The sequence below is a fragment of the Flammeovirga pacifica genome, from assembly GCF_000807855.2.
Classification (GTDB): Bacteria; Bacteroidota; Bacteroidia; order Cytophagales; family Flammeovirgaceae; genus Flammeovirga; species Flammeovirga pacifica.
In genome coordinates this window covers 768,847-794,783 of the sequence record NZ_JRYR02000002.1, presented here as the reverse complement: position 1 = coordinate 794,783, position 25,937 = coordinate 768,847, and the positions used below count along the sequence as shown (strand labels likewise).

The 25,937-nt window shown below is 32.9% G+C and carries 18 protein-coding genes; all 18 read left to right on the top strand.

Annotated elements, in window-relative coordinates; genetic code table 11:
• Positions 1-51 precede the first annotated feature (51 nt).
• The 18 genes from NH26_RS22190 (at position 52) to NH26_RS22105 (ending at position 25,796) form a co-directional block, all read left to right on the top strand.
• Positions 52-1,149 carry a FecR family protein gene (locus NH26_RS22190; protein ID WP_044220735.1) on the top strand — a complete coding sequence of 366 codons (1,098 nt, stop codon included), beginning with the start codon at positions 52-54 and terminating at the stop codon, positions 1,147-1,149.
• Positions 1,150-1,322: 173 nt separating this feature from the next.
• On the top strand, positions 1,323-4,724 hold the full coding sequence (locus tag NH26_RS22185) for a SusC/RagA family TonB-linked outer membrane protein (protein WP_052431886.1): 3,402 nt from the start codon (positions 1,323-1,325) through the stop codon (positions 4,722-4,724).
• Positions 4,725-4,736: 12 nt separating this feature from the next.
• A complete protein-coding gene (locus NH26_RS22180; protein ID WP_044220738.1) occupies positions 4,737-6,350 on the top strand; it encodes a SusD/RagB family nutrient-binding outer membrane lipoprotein in 1,614 nt (537 codons plus the stop codon).
• Positions 6,351-6,662: 312 nt separating this feature from the next.
• A complete protein-coding gene (locus NH26_RS22175; RefSeq protein ID WP_044220740.1) occupies positions 6,663-7,760 on the top strand; it encodes a Gfo/Idh/MocA family protein in 1,098 nt (365 codons plus the stop codon).
• Between the two features lies 1 nt (position 7,761).
• A complete protein-coding gene (locus NH26_RS22170; RefSeq protein ID WP_044220743.1) occupies positions 7,762-9,663 on the top strand; it encodes a sodium:solute symporter family protein in 1,902 nt (633 codons plus the stop codon).
• Between the two features lie 68 nt (positions 9,664-9,731).
• Positions 9,732-10,697 (top strand): glycoside hydrolase family 130 protein, encoded by a 966-nt coding sequence (locus NH26_RS22165; RefSeq protein ID WP_044220745.1) that lies wholly within the window; start codon positions 9,732-9,734, stop codon positions 10,695-10,697.
• 177 nt (positions 10,698-10,874) lie between these two features.
• Positions 10,875-12,320, top strand: a complete 1,446-nt coding sequence (locus NH26_RS22160; protein ID WP_052431887.1) for a hypothetical protein — start codon at positions 10,875-10,877, stop codon at positions 12,318-12,320.
• A 158-nt stretch (positions 12,321-12,478) separates the two neighbouring features.
• Positions 12,479-13,825, top strand: a complete 1,347-nt coding sequence (locus NH26_RS22155) for a hypothetical protein (RefSeq protein ID WP_052431888.1) — start codon at positions 12,479-12,481, stop codon at positions 13,823-13,825.
• Between the two features lie 215 nt (positions 13,826-14,040).
• On the top strand, positions 14,041-14,676 hold the full coding sequence (locus tag NH26_RS22150) for a hypothetical protein (protein WP_044220748.1): 636 nt from the start codon (positions 14,041-14,043) through the stop codon (positions 14,674-14,676).
• Positions 14,677-14,885: 209 nt separating this feature from the next.
• Positions 14,886-15,758 carry a glycyl-radical enzyme activating protein gene (locus NH26_RS22145; protein ID WP_044220752.1) on the top strand — a complete coding sequence of 291 codons (873 nt, stop codon included), beginning with the start codon at positions 14,886-14,888 and terminating at the stop codon, positions 15,756-15,758.
• An 11-nt stretch (positions 15,759-15,769) separates the two neighbouring features.
• The gene (locus tag NH26_RS22140) at positions 15,770-17,917 is read left to right on the top strand and encodes a pyruvate formate lyase family protein (RefSeq protein ID WP_044221109.1); all 2,148 of its coding nucleotides are present in this window, start codon (positions 15,770-15,772) and stop codon (positions 17,915-17,917) included.
• A gap of 3 nt (positions 17,918-17,920) precedes the next feature.
• Entirely contained in the window at positions 17,921-18,334 is a 414-nt protein-coding gene (locus NH26_RS22135; protein WP_044220755.1) for a hypothetical protein, read from the top strand.
• 48 nt (positions 18,335-18,382) lie between these two features.
• Positions 18,383-19,837, top strand: coding sequence for a glycoside hydrolase family 47 protein (locus NH26_RS22130; RefSeq protein WP_158022007.1), 1,455 nt, complete (start codon positions 18,383-18,385; stop codon positions 19,835-19,837).
• 101 nt (positions 19,838-19,938) lie between these two features.
• Positions 19,939-20,973: a bestrophin family protein gene (locus NH26_RS22125; RefSeq protein WP_044220757.1), complete on the top strand. Its 1,035-nt coding sequence runs from the start codon at positions 19,939-19,941 to the stop codon at positions 20,971-20,973.
• 128 nt (positions 20,974-21,101) lie between these two features.
• Positions 21,102-22,217, top strand: coding sequence for a DNA alkylation repair protein (locus NH26_RS22120; RefSeq protein ID WP_044220760.1), 1,116 nt, complete (start codon positions 21,102-21,104; stop codon positions 22,215-22,217).
• Between the two features lie 64 nt (positions 22,218-22,281).
• On the top strand, positions 22,282-23,304 hold the full coding sequence (locus tag NH26_RS22115; RefSeq protein ID WP_242427365.1) for an alkane 1-monooxygenase: 1,023 nt from the start codon (positions 22,282-22,284) through the stop codon (positions 23,302-23,304).
• The gene (locus tag NH26_RS22110; protein WP_044220763.1) at positions 23,304-24,800 is read left to right on the top strand and encodes a sulfatase-like hydrolase/transferase; all 1,497 of its coding nucleotides are present in this window, start codon (positions 23,304-23,306) and stop codon (positions 24,798-24,800) included. Before NH26_RS22115 ends, NH26_RS22110 begins: the two co-directional genes overlap by 1 nt.
• Before the next feature lie 120 nt (positions 24,801-24,920).
• Positions 24,921-25,796 carry a DUF808 domain-containing protein gene (locus NH26_RS22105; protein WP_044220766.1) on the top strand — a complete coding sequence of 292 codons (876 nt, stop codon included), beginning with the start codon at positions 24,921-24,923 and terminating at the stop codon, positions 25,794-25,796.
• Positions 25,797-25,937 lie beyond the last annotated feature (141 nt).

Here is a 25,937-nt window from a genome sequence, read left to right as displayed (position 1 = left end):
TAATTAAATGAAGTGAGTGAATTATAAGACTGAATCGATTTAAATGTGAAAATGACAAATAAAACAGAACATATCGAACAATTAATACTGAGAAGTATTCAAGGAAATGCATCGGTTTCGGAAACTCAAGAGTTGAATGAATGGAGAACAGCTGCTCCAGAAAATGAAACTTGGTACCAAGACTTGAATGATACTTGGAATTGTATGAATGATTATGTTCCTGAGTTTGACTCCCAAAAAGGTTGGGATACATTCTTAGTTAAAAAGACAAAGAAAACACCAAGAGCTATTTGGAATGTATGGCTAAAAGTAGCGGCGGTGGCAGCCTGTGTAACTATTGGTATTTTAATGTACGCCAATAATAACTTTAAAGCGCCAGCTCAAATCGAACATGATATTGTTTGGAAAACAGCAGAAGGCGAAATTATTTCTTTAGAGCAATTGAATGAAAATCCTACATCAATTAAAAATGAGGAGGTAGTGATTAATGTCAATCAATATCTCGATGCTCAAAAATCGGATAATGAAATTATTGTTCCTAAAGGGAAAAGAGTAAAGTTACTTCTCGAAGATGGTAGTATCGTTTGGTTATCTGCAGAGACAAAATTTAAATTCCCAGCTTCTTTCCATGGTGAAAATGAAAGGATAGTAGCAGTAGAAGGAGAGGCATTTTTTGATGTAAGCAGAAATGAAAAGCAACCATTTAGGGTGAAAAGTACATCCACAGAAATTGTAGTATTAGGTACGCGATTTAATGTAGATAATACTACTCGTAACATTGATCAAACTACTTTGGTGAGTGGAAAAGTAAATATAGAAATGCAAGGTGAGGTAACTGCAGAATTAACCCCTTCTGAGCAATTTACTTTTAACGGGAATGAGATGATATTAGAAAATGTAAATACTGATACCTACGTTGCTTGGACTCAGGGTAGTTTACTTTTTGATGATATCCCTTTTCCAGAACTAAAGAAGAAGTTAGAAAGATGGTATGGAGTAGTGATTACGAACAACAACACAAAACTACAAAAACAACGATTTAGTGGAGAATTTAATAAAAATGATGATATCGAAAGTGTGATGTCTTTATTAAAAATCTCTAACCAAATTAATTATTCTGTTAAGAATAATATTGTAAATATTTACTAGAAAGTGCTTGCAACACTTGCATAATGGTTTCAAAATAACTGACGTCTAACGATTGAAACCCAATTAAACTTATCTGAGCAAAAATGAGATTATTACTTATCAATTTATGCTCCTAATCATTACCTATTTAGGTATAAATCAACACTTCAGCTAATCATTAAAAAAAAGTGGTTATGAAATGGAACTTTAACAAATTTAGCCAATTCCAATCTTATTGTAGAATTGGTACTAGGAAAGCTATTACCTCAGCTTTAGTAGTTTCCTTATTGGGTGGAAGCCCACTAACAAGTTATGCTATTGGGTACGATACAGTACTAGAGCAAGGACAAACTTTAAAATCAGCTTTTAAAGAAGTCAGAGAAAAAACGGGTTATAAGATTTTTTATAATTCAAGCGATGTAGATACTGCATTACAAACAGATTTCAATTTTCAAGAGGCCTCTATTGAAGATATTATGTCTTCAGTTCTTAGAGAAACAGGGTTGTCTTTTAAAGTGATTGGAGATCAAGTATTAGTTTTTAAATCAGAGGATACGGTTTCTACCAAAGTTGTAGAACAAGAAAAAAGACAAGTTTCAGGTGTTATTACCGATGAGACTGATATGCCTTTACCAGGTGTAAACGTGAAAATTAAAGGGACAGGTCAAGGGGCTATTACAGACATGGATGGTCAATATAAATTATCTGTTACGGATGAGGATGCCTTAATTTTTAGTTTTGTTGGTTATCAAGATCAAGAAGTTGCTGTAGGTAGCCAATCAATTATTAATATCAAATTGCAACCGCAAGTAGACGAATTAGAGGAGGTTGTGGTGACAGCGTTTGGTATTGAAAAAGAAAAGAAATCTATTGGATATTCTGTTCAAGAAGTAAAATCAGATGAACTTACTGATACTAGAACAACCAATGTAGGTTCAAACCTTTCGGGTAAAATTGCAGGTGTACAAGTGAACCCCTCAGGTGGTTTAGGTGGATCTGTCTCAGTTCGTGTACGTGGTTCAAGTTCAATTTCTGGTAATAACGAACCGTTATGGGTAGTAGATGGTGTACCTATCAATAGTCAAACAATGAATCAAATTTCAAACCCTGACGATGGTCCGGAGTGGGGTGGTTCTATTGCAGATGGTGGTGTATCTGATATTAACCCAGAGGATATTGAGAGTATTTCAGTTCTAAAAGGCCCCAATGCAGCAGCCTTATATGGATCTCGTGCTCAGAACGGTGCAATCATTATCACAACTAAGAAAGGTAAATCGCAGAAAGGTGTGAAAGTGGAATACAATGCCAATGTAATGTTTGAGCAGGTACAATCTTTCTATAATATGCAAGATACGTATGGTCAGGGTACTAATGGAAACATTGATACAAACGCTATGGGTAGCTGGGGTGCTCCAATGAATGGACAAATGGTTCAATCTTGGACAGATCCTTCTAAAGAAACACCTTACTCTGTTAATAATCAGTGGGAAGACTTCTTCCAAACGGGAACATCAGTTTCTAATAACGTAGCAGTTTCTGGTGGTAATGAATTGGCTACTTTTAGAGTGTCATTCATGGACCAAAGAACCAATGGTATTTTCCCTTCTCAATCACTAGATAAAAACTCAATTGATTTTCAAGGTGGTTTAAAAACAGATAAATTTACTTTGAATGGTAAATTTAACTATATCAGCCATAGAGAAGAAGGTTCTCCAGCTCAAGGATATAATGGTACTGTAAATCAGTTTGTTCAAATGCCAAAAAGTATTCAAACAAACGACATTAAAAATAATTATATCCATCCTACATACGGTCATCAATTGAACTGGTCTGGGTTGTCATCTCAGTATATTAACCCTTACTGGCAAAATTATAATGCATCAATTAACAATGCAGAAAGAGATCGTTTTGTAACCATGCTTTCAGCTGGATATAAATTCAATGATTGGTTAAGTTTATCTGCAAAATCTGGTTTAGATTATTATGCAGAAAGAAGAGAGACTAGAGATTTGCCTTCCAACTCTACAATGGCTGATAAAAAATACATTCTTGATCAGTACAATGTAATGGAAATGAACTCAGACATCATGTTAAATGCAAATAAGCAATTCGGTGATTGGGGAGTAAGTGCTAGTATAGGTGCAAATAATATGTACCAACAACGTTCTGGTATGGGGAATGAAGGTATTGGTCAAATTGTTCCGGGTTTATGGTCAATTCCTAACTCAATGGCAGTAGTAAACAGACAATCGTTCTACGAGAAACAAATTCAATCCGTATTTGCTTTTGGTCAGTTCAGCTTTAGAAACTATGTATTCTTAGATTGGACAGCACGTAATGATTGGTCGTCTACTTTACCAGCAGAAAATAGATCATATTTCTATCCTTCGATAGCAGGTTCAGTGGTAGTAAGTGATATGCTTGAAGATCTTAATACTCAACTTCCTGATTGGATGACTTACTTAAAAGTTAGAGCAGCCGTTGCAAAAGTGGGTAACGATACAGATCCATATATGTTAGCAGGTACTTACAGAGTACAACAAGGAGCGGGTGGACCACTTGTGGAAGCACCTTTACAAATGCCATTAGAAGGCTTAATGCCGGAAGAAACAGTCTCTAAAGAAGCAGGTGCTGAAATGAGATTCTTTAATAATAAAGTGTACTTAGATTTCACGGTCTACCAATCCAACACTTTCAATCAAATCTTAACAGTTCCTATGACATCATCTTCTGGATACTCACATAAAATTATTAATGCAGGTGATGTAGAAAACAGAGGTTTTGAATTAATGATGAATGTAACGGCTATTGAGAAAGATAATTTCAAATGGGATATCGGTATGAACTTCTCTAAAAATAGAACTTATGTGAATCAATTAGCGGATGGTGTTCAAACCTACGAGATGGCATCAGTAAATGGTGTGACAATTGTAGCACAAGAAGGTCAAGATTATGGAAATATCAGATCGACAAGATCATTTGTATATGATGAAAATGGAAATAAAATGATCGGTAATGATGGTTTGCCTATCACTTCTAACGACCCTGAAGTAATTGGTAACATTCAACCTGATTTTATGGGATCAATCAATACTTCAGTACAATATAAAAATTGGTCTTTCAGAGCACAAATTGATTACAAGAAAGGTGGAGACATTTATTCTTACACAGATGCAATTGGTACGTTACAAGGTACTGGCGAGAGAACTTTGGCAGGACGTGACGGAACAATGGTTGTAGAAGGTGTAAATGCTGAAACAGGTCAGAAAAACACAACTCAAATTTCTTCTGAGCAATATTGGAACCACGTAGGTGGTGCAAATGCAGTGGGATCTGAGTTTATCTATGACGCAAGCTATGTTTCACTTAGAGAATTGTCTATTGGTTATAGCCTTCCTTCAGTTTGGTTAGATAATATGTTCTTGGATAAAGTAAGATTATCGGCTGTAGGTAGAAACTTATTCTACTTCAAAACAAACATGCCAGGTACCTCACCAGAATCTTATGCCGGTCCTACAGATGGATACAGAGGTATTGAAATGGGTGGTTATCCAATGACTAGAAACTTTGGTTTTAATGTGAATGTAGTATTCTAAGCTTAAGAAATCATGACTAAAAATATAAATAAATTAATAGTAGTTTTTCTGGGTTTACTGACCTTCTCTTGTACTCAGAAATTTGATGAAATGAACACCAATCCGGTGGAACCAACTGAGATTCCTCCTAACATGGCGATTGGTAACATGCTAGTAAATGGTAATATTGCAGAGTGGTCTAGATACCAACAAGCATTTACTTTATATTCTAGTTTGTATTCTCAATATTTTGCGAATACAACAAACTACTTCTCTTCTGGTAGATATATCATGAATTTGGGGTGGATTGATTACGGGTACTTCCGTACACAATATTGGGAGTCTACTCGTATGTATGATGATATCAAGAGTTATTCGGAAAAATATCCTGGTTATGATAATCATTATTGGATAGCAAGAATTCAATATGAATTATCATCTGCAAGAACTACCGATCAGATCGGTGATATGCCGTATACTGAAGGTGGTCGTGGTACTGATTATCCTAAGTATGACTCACAAGAATTTATCTACAATAGTGTTTTAGCAGGTTTAGATTCTGCTTATACTATGTTGGGTAATTTCACAGATCAACCTTCATATGGTTCTGAAGATGTGATTTATGGCGGAGATATCCAAAAGTGGAAACAATTGGCCAACTCACTAATGCTGCGTTATGCGATTAGAGTAAGTAAAGTGGATCCTGATTTGGGAAGAAAATACGGAACTATGGCATTACAAAGAGATCTTATTTCTTCTAACACAGACAATGCTTCTGTTCTAACAGATCCACATAGTTATATGAGAGGTCATCCTTTATTTGAAGTGGCTTGGTGGAATGAGTTTAGAATGAGTAGAACAATGCAAAAGCAATTGACAGAAACAAGTTCTAATTTAACTGACCCTAGAATGTATCTTCTTTTTGCGAAAGTAGAACACAATGATGTGAATGAAGAAACGTTACAAAGTTATATCAAATTGAATGAAGAGGGACGCTTGACGGATTTCACATACATGCAAAACCGAAATGATGAAGATTTGTATACAGTATCATTCTACAAAGGAGTTGAAAATGGTTTACCAGCCAATGAAATCCCTGCACTAGGTAATAACCCAGGTGATAATAGTAATATCGGACCAATGTTCAATAATAATTCACGTTATATAGTCATGAATTATGCAGAAGTATGTTTCCTTAAAGCAGAAGCTGCTTACTTAGGTTGGGGTGGAAATGCTGAAGCATCTTATGAAGAAGGTATTCGTGCTTCATGGGATTTCTTAACTTCTCTTAGTGAAACTCAAAACTTCTTATCAGGTGCAGATCCAGCTAAAATGGATATTGATACATATATCAGTGGATTACCGACATTTAGCGGACATGAAATTGAAAATATTCAAACTCAAAAATGGATAGCTAATTATCCTGATGGTTGTGAAGCATGGGCTGAAGTTCGTAGAACAGGTTATCCAGAATTGATGCCTGTTAAACAAAATGATTCGGGTATTAATCTAACCAACGGATTTATCAAAAAATTACCTTACACAGAATCAGAAATTACAATTAACGCTAAAAATGCACTAGACCCTAAGAATAACCAAGGTCAAGGCGATGGTATTGATGTAAGTGTTTGGTGGGATGTAGATTAATATTTATTCAATAAAAGGCCCTTTGGTTCGTGGTTTATTTATACTAGTGTTCGTTTTTTTAATGATTGACGAACTAAGATGAATTATGAATTGAAGGGCTTTTTTTATAAATGTTGTGTTAATTGATATATCGAAAAGTTAAGAAGTATGAATCATCAATTTTTCTACTTTTTTGATGTTAAATTTAGGAATGAATAGGGAGTTGATGACAACTGCTTATCGTAGCATTAAATGACTTAACCTCTAAGTTCTTTGAAGCTTGATACAAATGAAATGGTACGAGAGAATAAATAACTAAATACAATTATCAAAATGAGGTCAATAATTACTTATCTAATCTTTTTTATTAGCATATCTAATGTTGTAATAGCACAAAATCCTATTAAAATTGGGATAGCAGGCATGACTCATGGTCACGTTCATGGTTTATTAGGAGATAAAAATAATAAAGATATTATAATAGTTGGTATCGCCGAATCAGATACTGCTCTAGTCAGCCGTTATCAACAAATGTATCATTTTGATAAAAGTATAGTCTATTCTAACCTGGCAGAAATGCTAGATAAAACACAGCCTGATGCAGTACTTGGATTTGGGAATATCTACGATCATTTATCAATTGTAGAACAATGTGCACCAAGAGGAATCCATGTAATGGTAGAAAAGCCATTAGCGGTAAATAGTACTCAAGCTAAAAAAATGAAAAGTTTAGCCGATAAGTATAAGATTGAGTTACTCACCAATTATGAAACTACATGGTATGGATCTCATGAAAAATTATATGAAGAAGTACAAAAAGGCACTGTAGGTTCTATCAAAAAAGTGATGGTGAATGATGGACATAAAGGGCCAAAGAAAATTGGAGTAGAGAAAGAATTTCTAAGCTGGCTAACCGATCCTAAACTGAATGGAGGAGGAGCAATTATTGATTTCGGATGTTATGGTGCTAATCTTATTACGTGGTTAAATAAGGGAGAAAAACCTATAAGTGTTACAGCAATCACAAGTCAATTACAAAAAGAAAATAACCCTAAAGTGGATGATGAATCCATTATTATTTTAAAATATCAAGATCAAGTAGGGGTAGTTCAAGGTTCTTGGAACTGGCCTATTGGTCGAAAAGATATGGAAGTCTATGGAGAGAAAGGGGTGATTACAGCAGAAAATCATCAAAATGTGAATGTAAAAATAGCTACAGGTTACAACACATACGATCAAGAAGACTATCAAATTAAAAATAGAGAATACCCTTATAACAACCCATTTTCATACTTCGCTGCAGTAATTAATAAAACGATAGAAGTACAACCTTATAACTTATCGTCTTTAGAAAATAATATGATTGTGGTCGAGATATTAGATGCAGCTAGAAAGAGTGCACAGTCACATAAAGAAATAAAACTAAACTAAAATGAATTTACACATTATCGATATCGGAATCATTGTCGGGTATATTATCCTAACGGTAATGATTGGATATTTTATATCAAAACAAGCATCTAAAAATTTAGATAGCTACTTCTTAGGAGGTAAAACAATTCCTTGGTACATATTAGGTTTATCTAATGCTTCTGGTATGTTTGATATTACCGGAACTATGTGGATGGTATCCCTAGGGTTTATCTATGGGGTGAAGTCTGTATTTATTCCTTGGTTATGGCCAGTATGGAACCAGATATTCTTGATGGTCTTTCTAGCCATTTGGTTAAGAAGGTCCAATGTAATGACAGGTGCAGAATGGTTAAAAACTCGATTTGGAAACGGTAGAGGATCAGAGTTATCACATGTAGTAGTTGTCATTTTTGCCATAATTGCTGTGATCGGTTTTATTGCCTATGGGTTTGAAGGTATAGGTAAATTTGCTACTCTTTTCCTTCCATGGGATTTAAGTACATCGGTCTTTGGTTATGAAATTCCATCTTCAAAAATGTATGCCGCTGTAATTATGGGTTTAACCACCATATATGTAGTTAAAGGCGGAATGTATTCTGTAGTGATGACAGAGTTAATACAGTTTATTGTGATGACAATTGCTTGTATTGTGGTAGGTGTTATTGCAATGAATATGGTGTCTCATGAACAAATTATGGCAGCTGTTCCTGAAGGATGGACCTCGGCTATGTTTGAATGGAAAATGAATCTCGATTGGAGTAATATAATTCCAGCGGTGAATGATAAAATTGATGCTGATGGGTATACTTTATTTGGCCCATTAATGATGATGATGATATTCAAAGGGGTATTAGTAAGTATTGCAGGACCTGTTCCAAGTTATGATATGCAACGTATTATGGCGACAGAAAGTCCAAAAGATGCTGCAAAAATGAGTGGTATTGTTTCTCTAGCATTATTTATCCCAAGGTATTTAATGATTATGGGATTAGCCGTTATCGGATTAGTCTACTTGGCACCACAATTTGCTGCTGCAGATGGTCCTATTGATTTTGAATTAGTACTTCCTTATGCTCTACAAAACTTTATTCCTGTGGGTTTAAAAGGTTTACTTTTAGCAGGGTTAATTTCAGCATTTATGTCTACTTTTGCAGCCAATGTAAATGCTGGTCCAGCATATATAGTTAACGATATCATTAAGAAATACTTTAAACCCAATGCCACAGACAAACAATTAGTAAGAATGTCATACATCGCATCATTTGCAGTAGTTGTTGTTGGTATGATGGCGGGATTATTTGTACAAAGTATAGATGGAATTTTAAAGTGGATTGTCGCTGCATTATTTGGAGGTTATACTGCTGCTAACATGTTAAAGTGGGTATGGTGGAGATTTAATGGATTTGGTTATTTTTATGGTATGATTGCAGGAATGTTATCGGCAGTTGTTGTACCCTTAGTATTTAGTGAATTAAGTGAAATAATGGCCTTCCCAATCATTTTCTTTATATCACTTTTTGCTTCTGTTACGGCTTCATTATTAACGCCACCTGAAGATGATGAAACATTAATGAGATTCTATACGACAGTAAGACCATGGGGATTTTGGAAACCAATCATTGAAAAATGTCAAACTTTAAATCCAAATTTTAAAGCCAATAAAGACTTTAAAAGAGATATGTTTAACTGTGCAGTAGGTGCAATTTGGCAATTGAGTTTACATTTGATTCCTGTGTACATCATTATTAGAGATTTTTCTGCAGTTTCTTTCTCATTATTATTGATGTTAGGAACAATGGCTTGGTTAAAATATAAATGGTATGATAAGATGGAGGACTATCCTGAAGATATGGATGAAACTCTGTCATTATTAGACCAGAAATATACTACAGAAAAAGTGGTACATGAGGTGATTAACTAATATAGTTATCCAATTAAATAAAAGTATTATCCACCAGAGGTGATTATAAAATAAATCAATTAAATAAGATGAATAATTTTCCATGGGAAGCCCGTCCAGAAGGATCGAAAGATGTAATGTGGCGATATTCTCAAAATCCAGTGATTCCAAGAAATGCTATTGCCAATTCTAATAGTATCTTTAATAGTGCAGTGGTTGAATTCGAAGGAGCCTATGCCGGGGTTTTTCGTTGCGACGACAAATGCAGAAGAATGAATATCCATGCAGGTTTTAGTGAAGATGGAATTAATTGGAAAATTGAAGAATTACCAATAGAATGGGTGACAGGAAATACCGATATGATTCATTCGGATTACAAATACGATCCAAGAGTTGTATGGATAGAAGATCGTTATTGGGTTACTTGGTGTAATGGATATCATGGGCCAACTATTGGTATTGGTTATACATTTGATTTTAAAACATTCCATCAATGTGAAAATGCATTTTTGCCATATAACAGAAATGGAGTGATGTTCCCTAGAAAAGTGAATGATAAATACATTATGCTTTCTAGACCATCAGATACAGGACATACCCCTTTTGGCGATATTTTCATTTCACAATCACCAGATATGAAATTTTGGGGAGAACATCGTCATGTCATGTCGCCATCACCTTTTGAAGATTCAGCTTGGCAGTGTATGAAGATTGGTGCAGGTCCAATTCCTATTGAAACAAAAGAAGGTTGGTTAATGATTTATCATGGAGTCCTACGCTCTTGCAATGGTTATGTATACGCAATGGGAGCTGCCATCTTAGATATTGACGAACCTTGGAAAGTAAAGTACAGATCTCAACCTTACTTATTGACTCCAGAAACTCAATATGAATGCATGGGTGATGTACCTAATGTTGTATTCCCATGTGCTGCATTACATGATGAAGAGACGGGAAGAATTGCTGTATATTATGGAGCAGCCGATACAGTAACTGGTATGGCTTTTACAGAGAGAGATGAATTATTAGAATGGATTAAAAATAATTCCTTATAGTTTATTGCTTAATAATAATATTGTCTACAACAACCTGAAAAAGAGTGTTTTTAATAATAAAACACTCTTTTTTAATTTATTAACTCATTAGGTCTATTCTTGGAATAATTATCGATGATTTAAATAAGTACTGATTAAAATTGAACCTAATTTCAAAACTTAACGAAAACAAACAAAATGAGAGGACTAATTACCTACTTAGTCAATTGTGTTGTATTTTTAATAATTCTGCTCCCACATCAGATTTACTCGCAAACAAAAAAAGACTTTTATTTAAGTGAAAAAAAAGGAGACACAACAGATTTTATATTTACTTCACTCAAAAATTGGGAATCTCATCAATGGTATGATGATAGAGGAACCCCACTAAATACTTATCCATCCGATTTATCAACGGTAGTTTTAAGAGAATCTGAAAATTTAATCATAAATTTTAGTACTGAGAAAGACAGTTTAATCTTAACGGGAGTACGAAATACTTCCCAGAATAAACCATCATTAGTAAGTATCAATACAAATGATGAATTTACTATTAATATTGGTTCATTTATTTTCTACAATGGAAATTTACATCTTGAAGGTTATACTTTATTATCAACAAATAGTATCACATTCCCCAATAAAGTAGGCCTAGTGAAAGTAGAAAAAAATGCAGAATTAATAGTAGAAGGAAGCTATTCAGCTCAAAATCAGGGATCCAATCATTATTCTATCGAAGTAAAAGGAGAAGCAACTTTTGGAGCTTTAAATGCTCAAACAAAATTTGGAGTACTCGTAGCTGAAACAGGATATTGTGTATTAAAAAATATCATGGAATCTAAAAATAACTTGGATCTTAAAATCTGTGGAACCATGGAAATTAAAAACTTTAAAGCTAAAAATGGATTAAGTGTCGACCTCTGTGGATCCAAAGGTGCAAATTGTATGAAAGATGATGGTAATGGTGGAAGACTTTTAATTGACGGGGAATTTTCATGTAGGAATTCAATATCAGTAAATAATTGTGGTTATATCTCAGCAAACGATTCTAATTGTGATTGTATTATTTGTGATGGTGACATTGATTTACCTGTAGAATTAATATATTTTAAAGGTCAGATTACTCCTACAGGACATTTATTATTATGGGAAACTGTATCTGAACATAATTCATCTCATTTTAATATTCAAGTATCAGATGATAGAAGAAATTGGAGAACTATAGGAACGGTTCAAGGAGCAGGTTATAGTCAAGTTAATCTGAAATATGAATATCATAATGAGAATAACCTTGGAGAATATTATCGTTTAGAACAGGTCGATTTCGATAGTGAAAAAGAATATTTTGGTATTGTTTCTTTTAATAATGTTGGAGAGGAATTTACTGCAAAAGTTTATCCTACAGTAGTTCAACCCTCCCAACAGGTAAATATAGAAATGAGAAATATTAATACAAATTTCCCTGTTGTGGCGGTACTTTATGATGTCGAAGGTGTTGTTATGGATCAGAAAATATTAGTGGATGAACCTTCAAATCATTTGACATCTTTTTATGAAATACCCAAGATTGTAAATTCTGGTGTATACTTATTATTGATATCCAATGCTAGAAAATCTGTTACTGAAAAAATTGTAATTCCCTAACATTACCAATTCACATAAAATACACTTTATAATAAAAAATGTATTTTATGTGAACGTCTTAAAATGTTAACATATTCCTATAAATACTATTACTCAATTATTTAAGCCATACCTTAGAAAATTATTAATCCTTATTTTTAAACCAGGTTTACTAACAAATGAACTTTCAACTTAAGTTAATTATTACTTGCTATTTTTTAGCAGGTTTATTTTTGCATACGAATGCAACTACGTATTACCCAGTCAAATCAAAATTTAATTCCATAAATGAATGGAAAAATCCTGGAAATTGGCGTGTTAATAATTGGGAGCCTAACACGGGATATCCACAAGGGACAGATCAAATTACATTTTCTTGGAATTCAAATATTAGAACCTTAGAAATCAATTTTGACCTTGATACAATATCAGATCAATTAACTTTATACCCTGCTTTAGGGGGGACCAGTCTATTTTTAGAGATTGGTACATTAGGAAATGCTCAGTTATCATTTAAAGAATCTTCCTCTAGTATTTTCACGATAAAAACCCATGAGAACTCTTATTTAAAGATTAAATCAGATTTAACTTTTGGTCAACCTGGTGCTAATAATTATGATTTATTAGATATAAGTGGAACTGTAGATTTAGAAGGTACGCTAAAAGGAACTAACTCTAAACAAGTCATCCAAATAAGAAAACAAGGGATACTAAATGTGAAAAAACATACATTACATACAAATAATGAATTGAAATTTATTGTTTGTGGTATTTTAAATATCGATGGAAATCTAGCCACAGATCAAGGGTTAAAAATTGAACTTTGTGATGGTGGTCAAATAAATGTTGGAGGTGATATGGAGTATAGCTGTACTGGCGAAAGTTGGATTATCGGAGATGGTTCTGTAAGTGTGGGAGGCAGTTGTAAGGTTTGTCCTAACAATAATAATATATGTGATGATGTAGATCTTCCTGTAGAATTAATTTACTTTAAAGGTCAGATAAATCCACAAGGTAATTTATTAATATGGGAAACAGCTTCTGAGTTTAATGCATCACATTTTGATGTTGAAGTATCTTCTGATAGAAAAAATTGGCATGTTCTAGGAACAGTTAATGCAGCAGGAAATAGTACCGTGCCTATCAAATATCAATTCCTAGATAAAAATAGTTTTGGTAAGTATTATCGACTTGCACAATATGATTTTGATGAAAGAATAGAATATTATGGTGTAGTTTCATTTACTGATAAGGACGATCTTTTTTCAGCTAAAGTATATCCAACAGAAGTATTCTCTAATAAAGAATTAAAAGTAGAAGTGAGTAATGCAAATGTAGCTTATCCTATAGTTGGCGTTTTATATAACCAAAATGGAGTAGTTCTCGATCATGAAATAATATTGAATGAACCAGAGCAGTTTAATTCGGCTATTTATACAACTCCAAACGAGTTAACTACGGGGGTATATATATTGATGATATCAAACGGAAGGAATAGTGAAAGCACAAAGTTATTAGTCAGATAACACTAAACACTTTTCTTAGGTCATTGAATGAGATACTTGTCAGTGTTTTATGGGGACTAACGTTCATCTTACGTAAGTTTTTTATTTATTTTATTGGATTAAATATCACAATATCAACAATATGCGCATTTATTAGAATTGGAATTTTTTCTTGTGATTTAAATGTTTTTATATTTGATCAACCAATTTTTAAATGGAAACTTAATTTTTAACCCATGAAACTATTAGCAAGATTAGCTACTTTAATGCTTTTATCAGTGTGTCTATTTTCGTGTAATGATGATGATGATGCAGATCCGAGAGATGTAAATGCAATTTATTTTGAAACCGACTCAATATCATTTGGTGACGTTGGATTTAATAATACCAATTTACAGGTTCAGTTTAATACTGCTTCCAATTCAATAGAAGTAGTTGTTAGAGGCACTTTAGATCTCCCTTCAGGAACAAGAGCAGAAACAACAGTAAGTGTTGTGGTAGAGCATACTCAAACTACTACATCTTATACCAGAAATGGAGATAATTACACTATTCAAATTGATTCTGCATCTAGTTACGATAGAGCATTAAAAGAAGATGCTACTTGTACGGTTATTAATCTAGGCGATGCAGGTTTTACGAATGGTAGAACTGGAGCAGATGTAACATTTGAAGATATTTTAGTTTGGGATAATTCTCAACAAAAGTATTATATGCCTTCTGAAAAGGTAGGAGAACTAATAGGTCTGATAATTGATCCTGGTTTTGGAAATGATGATGGTGCAGGAGGTAACGTTGTCTATCCTAAAATTTGGTCAAGTAGCGGAACAATTAAAAAATGTGGAGAATTCCCTACATTACTCCCTAACTAAAATATCTATCTAAGTTAGACAAAAAGTGATCATCATTTTTTTGATGATCACTTTTTTGTTTTATGTCGATATAGTACACAAAATACACGTTCTAGTTCACAACTTTTTTTTGATAAAAATATCTCCTACTACCTATCTTTGTAATATCGAAAAATAAACGAGGATAGTACACTTAAATAGTAATAGTATTCTTTTTAATATTGGATTTAATGAATGGGATAATAACTAAAATACAACGACTTTCTTTACATGATGGACCTGGAATCCGTTCTGTCATTTTTATGAAAGGCTGTAATATGCGTTGTAAATGGTGTCATAACCCTGAAACTTTCCATAGGAATAAAGAAATCGAAAGAATAGAAAATAAGTGTATACAATGTAAAGCATGTATTGAAGTTTGTGATACTAATGCATTAAATGTTAATAACGGTAAAGTACACTTTAATGTAAATAAATGTAATCATTGTTTAAAGTGTTCTGAAGAATGTTATTCAGGTGCAATGCATGTAGTCGGGGAGGATATGACGAAAGAGAAACTCTTTCAAACTATTGAACAGGATATTCCTTTCTTTAAATCTTCTAATGGAGGAATAACCTTTTCAGGAGGTGAGCCTTTATTACAACATCAATTTATTATTGATGCCGTAAAATACTTGAAGGATAAAGGGCTACATATTACAATAGAGTCCAATTTTTCAATTTCATGGAATATTATCAAAAGAATCATTCCTTTTGTTGATTATTGGATGATCGATTTAAAATTAATGGATGAAGATAATCACCGAATGTGGACCTCAATAGGTAACAAAAAGATAATAAATAATATCCTAGAATTAGATAAAGAAGGGGTGAGTTACGAGTTAAGGACTACATTAGTTCCTTCTGTAAATGATAATGATAAAGAACTAAGTGAATTAAAAAAGTTCTTGAAATCCCTTAAGAATATAAAATCCCATAAGTTGAATCCTTATCATCAATTGGGAGAACAAAAGTATAGAAGTTTGGGCTGGGATTATCCCCTCCAAAATATTAATGAAATGTCTCAGGAAGATATAGAGGTTTACTCTAAGATACTTCAGTAAAGAATATGAAAATGAACGAAACTTACTTACAACGATTAACTGAACTAAAAAGTCGCAAATCTGAACAGACAAAAGAAAAAATTGCCACAGAAGGTCTTTTGGATGAAGATGATTACGGACGAATTGCAGTACCAGAAAATGGTTGGAAAATTATTCCAAATCATTCTGATGGTTCTTTTTATGGTACACAAGGTTGGACTAATAATTTTTGTGATTTGATGGATAATCATCCAACTTATGTAGATGCTAATGATGCCTTTGCAGGAAGATGGATGTATTTTATGTCTAAGATGAGACCGAGTAAATGGAATCCTGATTATCCATATCATCATTTAGAAGAAAATCAGCAGAAATACGATATTATTCATGGTATTGGTGATGATGCCCATTTTGCTCCTGATTTTAATTTAGGATTGCAACTAGGATGGGACGGCTTATTAAATAAGATAAAAATGAGTAATGCCATCAATAATTCTGATGAGCAAAATGAATTTTATGAAGCCCATCATAGAGCCATAATTAGTATTCAAGGTTGGATCCAAAGACATATAATTCAAATTCAACTTCAAATTGAGGAAGAAAATGACATTTCTTTAAAAGAAAATTTAAAAGAAATGCTCTGGACTAACCAAGCTATTCTTCATCATCCTCCTAAAACATTGAGACAGGCTTGTCAGTGGATCATTTGGTATCATTTAGCTTCTAGAACCTACAATAGAGACGGTGCTGGCGGACAAATAGACACATTACTTCAACCATTTTATGAAAATGATATTCGTAATGGAATTATCACTAAAGAGGATGCGATTTATTATTTAGGATGTTTCCTTATTAATGATCCCATTTATTGGCAATTAGGTGGTCCTGATGGTAAGGGTGGTGACGTTGCTTCAGAGGTCTCTTTTTTGATCTTAGAAGCGGCAGATAAAATCAATACTTCTTTAAATATAACAGTAAGAGTTCATGATCATATGAATGAAGAACTCTTTCAAGAATCTTTAAAGTACTTAATTAAGAATAAAAATGCATGGCCTCGTTTCTCTGGTGATAAAGGGCTGATTGCAGGATTTATGAAAAATGGTTACTCAGAAGATTTAGCTAGAAAACGTATTGCTGTGGGTTGTAATTGGATGTCACTTCCTGGATTGGAATACACAATGAACGATCTGGTTAAAGTAAATATGGCTAAGGTTTTTGAAGTAGCTTTTGAGGAAATGCTATCATCAGCAGAAGGAAATTCTACGTCAAACTTGTGGAATAAATTTACTTACCATTTAAGTGAAGCCGTTCAAACTGCAGTTGATGGAATTATTCATCATTTGACGTATCAAAAATACAATGAACCAGAATTGATACTGAACCTTTTATCTTACGGTCCTTTAGAAAAAGGAAAAGATGTAAGTGATGGAGGTGCAATGTATTATAACTTATCAATTGATGGTGCAGGTATAGCAATTGTAGCAGATTCATTTGCCGCTATTCAACAAAGAATTGAGGAGGAAAATCGTTTAGACTGGATGGAATTAAAGCATCATATTACTACAAATTTTGAAGATGAAAATGGTGAACGTATTCGTTTGTTGCTTCAAAATAGTGAGAGATATGGACAGGGTAATACGAAAGGAGATGATTGGGCAAAACAAATCAGTCAATTCTTTAGCGAAGAAGTGAAATCAAAATCTGATGAAGAAAAAAGATATTGTTTTATTCCTGGTTTGTTCTCTTGGGCCAATACAGTAGGTTTGGGTAAAGCTGTAAAAGCTACTCCAAACGGACGTAAATCTGCTGAACCTATTAATCATGGAGCTAATCCAACGCCAGGTTTTGTAGTTGATGGTGGATCTTTAGCTTTGGCTAGAGCAGTTGCTGATGTACAGCCTGCTTATGGAAACACTGCCCCAATGCAATGGGAGTTAGACCCTACTTTAGCAAAACAGGAACATGCAGATGTGATAGGGGCAATTATTAAAACTCACTTCGAAATGGGTGGTACACTCATTAATGTCAATATCATGGACAAAGCTCAAGTTCTAGCAGCCCATGAAAATCCTGAATTATATCCTGATTTAGTGGTTAGAATAACAGGTTTTACGGCCTACTTTGCAATGCTAACTAAGGAATTCAGACAATTAGTAGTGGATAGAATTTTAGAAAATTAAGCCATGGAAATTACAGAGAGATATACACATCAAGCAGAGGGGTACAATCCTTTTTTAATTAGAGAAGGGTGGCAAGTGGCACAACTTAATTTTGAGGAGGCTAGTTTACCAGAAAATATCAAAAGACTTGATATTCATTACCAAACAGACGAAGCTTTTTTATTAATTTCGGGCAAAGCTATTTTAGTTTCTGCTATTATCAATAATGATGAAATTTCTTATGATATGGAAGAAATGAAAGAGGGAGTGACGTATAATATCCCTGTTAATGTTTGGCATACTATCGCTCTAAAAGAGGGAGCGAAAGTTTTGATCATTGAAAAAGATAAAACTCATCTTGGAGATTTTGAATTTTTTGATTTCAATCAAAGTCAACATCAACAATTTCTAAATGAAATTAATCAAATCTGGAAATAAATTACTTATAAATTAACTTAGGAGACAATCCTTTAACTATAAATGAAAATGAGAAAAATAACATTACAATCAATTACTGCATTTATTTTAATTGCCTTTACATCGGTGATATTTGCATCGTGTAGTACTAATGCAAAACAAGATAATACAGAAAAAAAAGAGGATATTTCAACGGAAGAAAAATTGGAATATCAAGGAAGAGTAAAAGCGGCATTCGTCAAAGGATGGAGAGCATATATGGATTATGCTAAAGGTTTGGATGCTGTAAATCCTATTTCACAAAAAGGGCATAACTGGTATGCTGAATCTTTATTAATGACACCGGTAGATGCATTTTCTACGATGTATTTAATGGGCTTAGATAAGGAAATGAAAGAATGTAAAGAGTTAATCTTTACTGAATTAGATTTTGATAAAGACCTTGATGTTCAACAATTTGAAATTGCAATTCGTATTTTAGGTGGCTTGATTTCTTCTTATCAATTAGATGGTGATCAAAGATTTTTAGATCTAGCTATAGATTTGGCAGATAGAATGTTACCTGTATTCGAATCACCAACAGGTATTCCTTATCGTTTGGTTAATCTAAAAACAGGTGCTGTTAGTGGTCAAGGTACTAACCCATGTGAGATTGGTTCAATGATGCTGGAGTATGGTACATTATCAAAAATCACTGGAAATAATAAATACTATGACCTTTGTAAAAGAGGTATTAAAGCTGCTTACGACAGAAGAGGAAAAACAGGTCTTCAAGGTTCTTGGATTGACCAAGATACAGGTAAGTGGGAAGATACAAGAGCGCACATTTCTGGTGGTATCGATGCTTATTATGAGTACCTTTTAAAAGGTTATTTATTATTTGGTGATGAAGACTTCTTAGAGTGGTATAATGTATCAAGAGATGCGGTAAATAAATACTTAGTAGATACTACTTCAGTACCAGGTGAGTATTGGATTGGTTGGGCTGATATGAATACAGGTGAAAGACATTCAACTAGATTTGGAGCATTAGATTGTTTCTGGAACTTATGTTATGTTTTAGACGGATCAACTGATAGAGCAGAAAAATTACAAGCGTCTATTAGTAAAATGTGGTTTAAAAATGGTATAGAGCCAGAAGCGGTAGATTACACTACCATGGAACCATTCTATGAAGGAGCTGAATACTATATGATGCGTCCTGAAGCGATAGAATCGACTTACTATGTATGGAGAGCAACAGGAAATAAAAAATATTACGATCAAGGAAAGAAAATGTTCGAAAGCATCGAGAAATATTGCCAAGTTGAAAATGGTTATGTTCAATTAAAGGATGTGAGAACTAAAGAAAAATGGGATACATTAGAAAGTTTCTTCTTTGCAGAAACAATGAAGTATTGTTATTTATTCTTTGCACCTGCAGAAGTATTTGACTTAGAGAAGTATGTGTTAAATACTGAAGCACATCCTTTGAAAAACACTTGGGATAAAGGTTGGAAAGGAAATAAAATTGGTTTGAAATAAATTGATTTTATAAAAAATATTAAAAGAGGTGAATGTTTTGCATTCATCTCTTTTTTTGTAGTTTTAATATTCATTCGTTTTACTTTCTATTCAATTATAATATGATAATCTCTAGAGCTGTTCCTTTCAAAAATGTGATTCGTTGGTCAGGTGGACATTTAATATGGCTTACTTTACTCATGTCTACTTTTGCATTTTTATATTATAAAGAATACATTACTCTAACTATCCCATGGTTACCAGTATCAATAATAGGTACTTCTGTAGCTTTTTATGTAGGTTTTAAAAATAACCAAGCCTATAATAGAATGTGGGAAGCTAGAAAAATATGGGGAGGGATTATTAATGAAAGTCGCACTTGGGGAATGCACGTTGATAGCTTTATTACCAATTTTTTTTCAGATCAAAAAGTATCTGATCAAGAGATAAAAGCAGTTAAGAAAAGATTGATTTATAGACATATTGGCTGGTTATATGCCCATCGAAGTCAATTATTAACTCCAACACCTTGGGAACATATCAGTCAAAAAGGGGCAATTGGAAGAACAGCGAAGTTTTATCAAGAAAACTTTGGGTTGGGACTCATTTCTGATCAAATGACAAAATCAGAGTTAAGTTATTACTTACCACCGAATGAACATGATCGTTTGGTTGCTTATCAAAATACGGCTACACAAATTATTAATGAGCAATCAAGAGATCTTCATACTTTAAGAGAGAAGGGATTATTAGATGATTTTAGGCACATGGAATTATCTAAACTATTACAAAGTTTCTATGCACTCCAAGGGAAAAATGAACGAATTAAAAAATTCCCATTGCCTCGACAATATGCTAACATGAGTAGATACTTTATTGGAATTTTTATTGTTTTGATGCCATTTAGTATGATGCCATCATTAATGAATTCTGGAGAATGGGGTATGATTATTTCCATTCCCATCACTGTTTTATTAAGTTGGATGTATATCATGATGGAATTAATAGGTGATTATACAGAAAACCCTTTTCAAGGGATGGCTAATGATATACCAATGTTATCTCTTTGTAGAACCATTGAAATTGATTTAAAGGAAATGCTAAATGAAACAGAACTTCCTCCAAATGTAACACCGAATAAAGGCATCTTAATGTAGTATTGTACTCATTCTAAAAACTTGAATTATCATCCCTTGATTTACGTTTAAGAGCTTTTCTACTACATTATAAAGATTTACTAAAGTATGATTTAGCAGTCAACCTGTTATTTTATAAATTGATTCTTATGGCAGAACCGTTAAAAAATATCTATTCTACTGCATTTGTTGATTTAGTAGCCGATTCATTAGAAGAAATAACAACATCCTTTGATAGAACTTCATTTATTACCGAAGTATTTGATACACATTGGGAGAAAAAAGAATTAAAAGAACGTACCTCGCATATGGCAGTTATTGTAAGAGGGCGTTTGGATGAAAATTTTAAAAAGTGTGTCGATCAACTGATAATGATGATTGAATATTATCAAAAAGTAGGTTATCAAGAATTAATGTACGCAAGTCTCGGTTTTATTTTTATTCCTGAAATAATTGAAAAGTACGGTTTAGACGATTTCCCAACATCCATCCAAGCTTTTCCTAAAATCACACCTTTTACCTCTTGTGAGTTTGCCGTTCGACCGTTTATTATTAAAAATCAACAAAAGATGTTAGAGGTGGCTTTTGAATGGTCAAAACATGAAAATGAACATGTCAGAAGACTTTCTTCAGAAGGCACCCGTCCTAGGTTACCTTGGGGGGTTGCATTTCCTGCATTAAAAAAGGACCCTTTACCTCTTATGGCAATTTTAGAGAATTTGAAAAATGATTCATCTGAATATGTAAGAAGAAGTGTTGCCAATAATTTAAATGATATATCAAAAGATCATCCCCAATTCATGATTGATATTGCAAATAAATGGATGGGGGAAACTATAGAAACAGATGCATTGATTAAGCATGCCTGTAGAACGTTACTAAAAGAAGGCAGGTGCGAAGTACTTCAACTTTTTGGATATGCATCACCTAAAACATTTGAAATTAAAGACTTTACAATATTATCGCCCAAAGTAAAATTTGGAGGTGCTTTAGACTTTCAATTTGAAATAATAAATACATCATCAAAGTTAGAAAAGGTAAGAATTGAATATGGTCTCTACTTTTTAAAAAAGAATGGTACCCATTCGAAAAAAGTTTTCAAAATAAGTGAAGGAGAATACAAAGGGAAAAAAACTAGAATAATCCAGCGTCAACAATCCTTTAGACGAATTACGACACGTACTTATTATGCAGGAATACATCAGGTTAGCTTAATCATTAATGGTCAAGAATCTGAAAAATTATCTTTTGAATTATGCGATTAAACTTGACATTTTTTACAATGATTTAAATAATGAGTACATTAGAAAAAACTAACCGAAAATTGATATGTCTACTATTATTAGAGAAATTAAATACATTTCAGCTTACTTAATACCTTTATGTTGCTTGATAGGTTTACATTTCGGAGGGGCTTTATCATGGTTAACGGTAGTTTTTGCCTTTGTAGTTGTACCAATTTTAGACCTTGTATTACCCAAAAGTAAGGAAGTATCGGAGGTAAATAATAAAACCTACAATAGATTATATGATTGGTTTTTATATTTCAATATTGCTTGGGTGTATGGACTTTTAATATATGCTGGAGTACAATGGTCAACCAACGATTATTCTACTTCTGAATTAATAGGTATGCTTATTAGTTTAGGTTTTGTAATGGGAGTGAATGGTATTAATGTCGCTCATGAATTAGGACACAGAAATAAGAAGTTTGAACAAGTATTTGCTCAAATACTTTTACTCCCAGAATTCTATATGCATTTTTATATAGAGCATAATCATGGTCATCATAGAAATGTAGCTACACCTTTAGATCCTGCATCTGCAAAGAAAGGAGATTTCTTATATATATTCTGGTTGAAGAGTGTCATCTTATCTTATGTTGATGCATGGAAAATTCAATCCAAAATTCTTCAAGGTAAACTTATGAGCGTTAAGAATAACATGTTATGGTATGTAGTATTTACAGCTATTTATCTGTCGCTTCTATTCTTCTTTTTTGATGTGAAAACAATGTTATTTATTTCTCTATCTGGAGTAGTAGGCATGTTACTTTTAGAAACCATCAATTACATCGAACATTATGGCCTTTCTAGAAACAAATTGGATAACGGACGTTATGAAAGGGTATCACCAAAACATTCTTGGAATGCGAATTATACTTTTGGAAGAATCATATTATTTGAATTAACAAGACATTCTGATCATCACTATAGAGCGTCAAAAAAGTATCATACATTAGAACATAAAGAAGAGGCGCCTGAGTTGCCATTTGGGTATCCTGCAGCTATTATATGTTCACTTTTTCCATGGATTTGGTTTTCAATTATGCATAAAAGGCTAAGTAAATAATGTATAACGGATTTTATTTTTTTGGAGGTAAGACCTATATGGTTTTATTGTTATTATTTGTACTCATATCCTTACTACTTCATTCATATGTCAAGAATTCAAGACTTCGTCTGTTATTTGGTTTAATCTCTTCAAGTTTTATTATTGCACAAGGGTTTTCTCTATTTTTTACTCAAGGTTTTATAGGGTATCAATATTATGTTCATTTTACATTAAGAGGTATTTTTGATGTAGGGGCATTATTTTGGATTGAAGTTATTATTGCCACAGTTTCTTTTGTGTTATTAAATGTCATCTTTTTTTATTCTTATTCATTCAATAAATTCCTTGAGAAGAAAAATAATAATGAAAGAGGTCAGCAGTTTTTACAATATTCAAAAATAGTTTTACTCTTATTAGCCTCTTCAATTATATTATTTCAAGGAAATTTTTTAAGGGATTCTAAGACATTAGCACAATTATTTTTACCTAAAGGTGCACAAAAGTTTGATGAAGTTTTAGAGGAAAATAATATGGCTGATTATGTTAGGCCTTCATCAATTGTAGCTAAAAAGGGAAAAAATATTCTGATAATTTCAATGGAATCATTGGAAAGAGGACTTTTATCTAAAAAATATGAACATTTGACTCCCAACTTAAATCGTTTAAAAAAGAAATGGAATGCGATTGACATTTATCAAAATGAAGGAAGCTCTTGGACCAGTGGCTCTTTATATACAATGATGACAGGATTTCCTGCTTTTTTTGGTTTAGACCCAAATGAAAGTTTCAATGATAGTTATTATTCTAATATTTCAAGTTTAGGACATGTATTCAAACTGTGTGGTTATCAATCCTCTTTTATTATTGGAATGGCAGATTTTTCAGGAACACTAGATATGGTGAATTCTTTTAAAATTGATGAAGTTTATGATATCAGAAATACAAAAAGAACTGGTTATGAAAGTTGGTTTGGTTTAAGAGATAAAGACCTATTTGACATTGCTAAAAGAGAGTTAAAGAAAGTTCATGATGAAAGTTTCGCAATGATCATATCTACTTCTGACACCCATTTTCCAGATGGTTTTTATGATGATAGAATGGAAGGAAAAGTGGCTAAAAGAGAAAATAAGTTAGAGTTTATGATTTCTGCTCTAGATTATCAAGTAGGTTCTTTAGTGACTTTTCTAGAGGAGAATAATTTATTAAAGTCAACGACTGTATATATTTTACCTGATCATCTAAAAATGGGTGATCCTAGTATGTTTGAGGGAACCGGTGAGAGAAAGTTATTTGTAATCACTAATGGTGAAATAGATGAAAGGACTGATAAATTATATCAAATTGATTTACCTAAAATTATCCTTGAAGGAGCAAAAATAGAACATAATCTAATTTTCCTAACAGATTATATTAATGGAGATGCTCAAAAATTCATTAATAATCATATCAACGAAATAACTGAAATTAATACCCATGGATTAAGAAATAAGAATATACCTATACATACTAAATAAGGTATACAATAAAACTCATTATCTTTATTTTTTCAATTATATAATATGTATGACGGATAAATAGTGATTTTTTTATAATTTATTACTTCTTTTCTAATTTAAACAAACTTTCAAAATACTATGGCATCAGGATTTTTTGCTTTATTAGACGACATCGCTGTTATCATGGACGATGTTGCTGTAACTACCAAAATAGCCACTCAAAAAGCAGGTGGAATATTGGGTGATGATTTAGCTGTAACAGCAGAAAAGGCTTCGGGTTTTCAAGCCTCAAGAGAGATTCCAGTTTTATGGGCGATATGCAAAGGCTCATTTATCAATAAGCTTATTATTTTACCGCTAGCATTTTTATTAAGTGCATTTGTGCCTTGGTCTATTATACCAATATTAGTAATAGGAGGTATTTATTTGGCATATGAAGGAGCAGAAAAAGTATATCATTATTTCTTTGATAAGGGACATGCAAAAGCGGCTCAAGCAAAAGAAAACCGTTCAGAAGAAGAACAATTAGCCCATGAGAAACAAAAAGTGAAATCGGCCATCATAGTAGATTTTATTCTTTCTGTTGAAATAGTTATTGTAGCATTAAGTGCTGTTATCGATCAAGAACTTTCTATTCAAATTGCATCGGTGTCTTTAGCAGCTATCATTGCAACATTAGGTGTTTATGGTTTGGTTGCATTGATTGTCCGTATGGATGATTTTGGGATTAAGTTAATTCAATCAGCCAATGGAAAAAATAACTTTGTAGCTAAAGTGGGCCTTTTGTTAGTCAATGCTTTGCCATGGGTGATAAAGAGTTTATCTGTCATTGGTACCCTAGCTATGTTATTAGTAGCAGGTGGTATTTTTGTACATAACATTCATCAAATACATGATGCTTTACATGCTATACCATCAATTTTAGCTGAATTTTTAGTGGGGAGTATTGTAGGTTCTTTAGCCCTGATTATCGTAAAGGTAGTGGGAAGTACAATGAAAAGAAATGCAGTGTAAGGTATAGGACCTTCGAATATTCTTAAAAAGCAAAATGAATCAGTTTAGGGGTAAAATACATTATATATACCGTTAAATAATTGATTAATTTTGTTTTTATTTTTTTATAAAACTACACGACTTACTTAACTTTTTTGAAGA

Coding starts and splice junctions, on each gene's coding strand:
- NH26_RS22130 (WP_158022007.1), top strand. CDS start 18,383: ATGAGAAAAATAACATTACAATCAATTACTGCATTTATTTTAATTGCC.
- NH26_RS22150 (WP_044220748.1), top strand. CDS start 14,041: ATGAAACTATTAGCAAGATTAGCTACTTTAATGCTTTTATCAGTGTGT.
- NH26_RS22105 (WP_044220766.1), top strand. CDS start 24,921: ATGGCATCAGGATTTTTTGCTTTATTAGACGACATCGCTGTTATCATG.
- NH26_RS22170 (WP_044220743.1), top strand. CDS start 7,762: ATGAATTTACACATTATCGATATCGGAATCATTGTCGGGTATATTATC.
- NH26_RS22145 (WP_044220752.1), top strand. CDS start 14,886: ATGAATGGGATAATAACTAAAATACAACGACTTTCTTTACATGATGGA.
- NH26_RS22110 (WP_044220763.1), top strand. CDS start 23,304: ATGTATAACGGATTTTATTTTTTTGGAGGTAAGACCTATATGGTTTTA.
- NH26_RS22120 (WP_044220760.1), top strand. CDS start 21,102: ATGGCAGAACCGTTAAAAAATATCTATTCTACTGCATTTGTTGATTTA.
- NH26_RS22140 (WP_044221109.1), top strand. CDS start 15,770: ATGAACGAAACTTACTTACAACGATTAACTGAACTAAAAAGTCGCAAA.
- NH26_RS22165 (WP_044220745.1), top strand. CDS start 9,732: ATGAATAATTTTCCATGGGAAGCCCGTCCAGAAGGATCGAAAGATGTA.
- NH26_RS22190 (WP_044220735.1), top strand. CDS start 52: ATGACAAATAAAACAGAACATATCGAACAATTAATACTGAGAAGTATT.
- NH26_RS22185 (WP_052431886.1), top strand. CDS start 1,323: ATGAAATGGAACTTTAACAAATTTAGCCAATTCCAATCTTATTGTAGA.
- NH26_RS22160 (WP_052431887.1), top strand. CDS start 10,875: ATGAGAGGACTAATTACCTACTTAGTCAATTGTGTTGTATTTTTAATA.
- NH26_RS22135 (WP_044220755.1), top strand. CDS start 17,921: ATGGAAATTACAGAGAGATATACACATCAAGCAGAGGGGTACAATCCT.
- NH26_RS22180 (WP_044220738.1), top strand. CDS start 4,737: ATGACTAAAAATATAAATAAATTAATAGTAGTTTTTCTGGGTTTACTG.
- NH26_RS22155 (WP_052431888.1), top strand. CDS start 12,479: ATGAACTTTCAACTTAAGTTAATTATTACTTGCTATTTTTTAGCAGGT.
- NH26_RS22175 (WP_044220740.1), top strand. CDS start 6,663: ATGAGGTCAATAATTACTTATCTAATCTTTTTTATTAGCATATCTAAT.
- NH26_RS22125 (WP_044220757.1), top strand. CDS start 19,939: ATGATAATCTCTAGAGCTGTTCCTTTCAAAAATGTGATTCGTTGGTCA.
- NH26_RS22115 (WP_242427365.1), top strand. CDS start 22,282: ATGTCTACTATTATTAGAGAAATTAAATACATTTCAGCTTACTTAATA.